Annotated in this window: 1 protein-coding gene; it reads left to right on the forward strand. The window is 69.4% G+C overall.

All coding sequences use genetic code 11. The features are described 5' to 3' along the window. The coding region (gene scpA, locus ACFYNU_RS38240) for a methylmalonyl-CoA mutase (RefSeq protein WP_356597347.1) at window positions 1-1,832 on the forward strand (1,832 nt) is incomplete at both ends.

Genomic DNA, 1,832 nt, shown 5'->3' on the forward strand with positions numbered 1-1,832 from the left:
CCGACGATGTACGTCAATCAGCCGTGGACGATCCGTCAGTACGCGGGCTTCTCGACCGCCGAGGAGTCCAACGCGTTCTACCGGCGCAATCTCGCCGCGGGGCAGAAGGGCCTCTCGGTCGCTTTCGACCTGCCCACCCACCGCGGTTACGACAGCGACCACCCGCGGGTCACCGGTGACGTCGGGATGGCCGGGGTCGCCATCGACTCGATCTACGACATGCGCCGGCTCTTCGACGGCATCCCGCTCGACCGGATGACCGTGTCGATGACGATGAACGGCGCCGTCCTGCCCGTGCTCGCGCTCTACATCGTGGCGGCCGAGGAACAGGGCGTGGCGCCCGGGAAGCTGGCCGGGACCATCCAGAACGACATCCTCAAGGAGTTCATGGTCCGCAACACCTACATCTATCCGCCCGGGCCCTCGATGCGGATCATCTCCGACATCTTCGCGTACACCTCGCAGAGGATGCCGCGCTACAACTCCATCTCCATCTCCGGCTACCACATCCAGGAAGCCGGGGCCACGGCCGATCTGGAGCTGGCCTACACCCTCGCGGACGGCGTCGAGTATCTGCGCGCCGGACTCGACGTGGGCCTCGACGTCGACGCGTTCGCGCCCCGGCTCTCGTTCTTCTGGGCGATCGGCATGAACTTCTTCATGGAGATCGCGAAACTGCGGGCCGCGCGGCTGCTCTGGGCCAGGCTGGTGAAGAGGTTCGACCCGAAGAACGCCAAGTCCCTCTCGCTGCGCACCCATTCGCAGACCTCCGGCTGGTCGCTGACCGCGCAGGACGTCTTCAACAACGTCCCGCGCACCTGTGTCGAGGCGATGGCCGCGACCCAGGGCCACACCCAGTCGCTGCACACCAACGCGCTCGACGAGGCCCTGGCCCTGCCCACCGACTTCTCCGCGCGCATCGCCCGCAACACCCAGCTCCTCCTCCAGCAGGAGTCCGGCACCTGCCGTGTCATCGACCCGTGGGGCGGCAGCGCGTACGTCGAGAAGCTCACCCACGACCTCGCGCGCCGCGCCTGGCAGCACATCGAGGAGGTCGAGGCGGCCGGCGGTATGGCGCGGGCCATCGCGGAGGGCATCCCCAAGCTCCGGATCGAGGAGGCGGCGGCCCGCACCCAGGCCAGGATCGACTCCGGGCGCCAGCCGGTCATCGGCGTCAACAAGTACCTGGTCGAGACCGACGAGCAGATCGAGGTCCGCTCGGTCGACAACTCCTCCGTACGCACCCAGCAGATCGCGAAGCTGCGGCGGCTGCGCGAGGAGCGCGACGAGGCCGCCTGCCAGGACGCGCTGCGCGCTCTGACCGGCGCGGCCGGGGCAGGATCGACCCGGGGCCTCGACGGCAACCTGCTGGCGCTGGCCGTGAACGCGGCGCGCGCCAAGGCCACCGTCGGTGAGATCTCCGACGCCCTGGAGAAGGTGTACGGGCGGCACTCCGGCCAGATCCGTACCATCTCCGGTGTGTACAGGAACGAGGCCGGCACGTCACCGGCGGTCGAGCAGACCCGGGTCGCCGTCGAGGAGTTCGAGAAGGCCGAGGGGCGGCGCCCGCGCATCCTGGTCGCCAAGATGGGCCAGGACGGCCACGACCGGGGCCAGAAGGTCATCGCGACCGCCTTCGCCGACCTGGGCTTCGACGTCGACGTCGGCCCCCTGTTCCAGACACCCGGCGAGGTGGCACGGCAGGCCGTCGAAGCCGACGTGCACATCGTCGGGGTGTCGTCACTGGCCGCCGGACACCTCACCCTCGTCCCCGCCCTGCGCGAGGAACTGGCCCGCGAGGGCCGCGAAGACATCATGATCGTCGTCGGCGG

It is taken from the genome of Streptomyces sp. NPDC006643, from assembly GCF_042870175.1.
GTDB lineage: Bacteria > Actinomycetota > Actinomycetes > Streptomycetales > Streptomycetaceae > Streptomyces.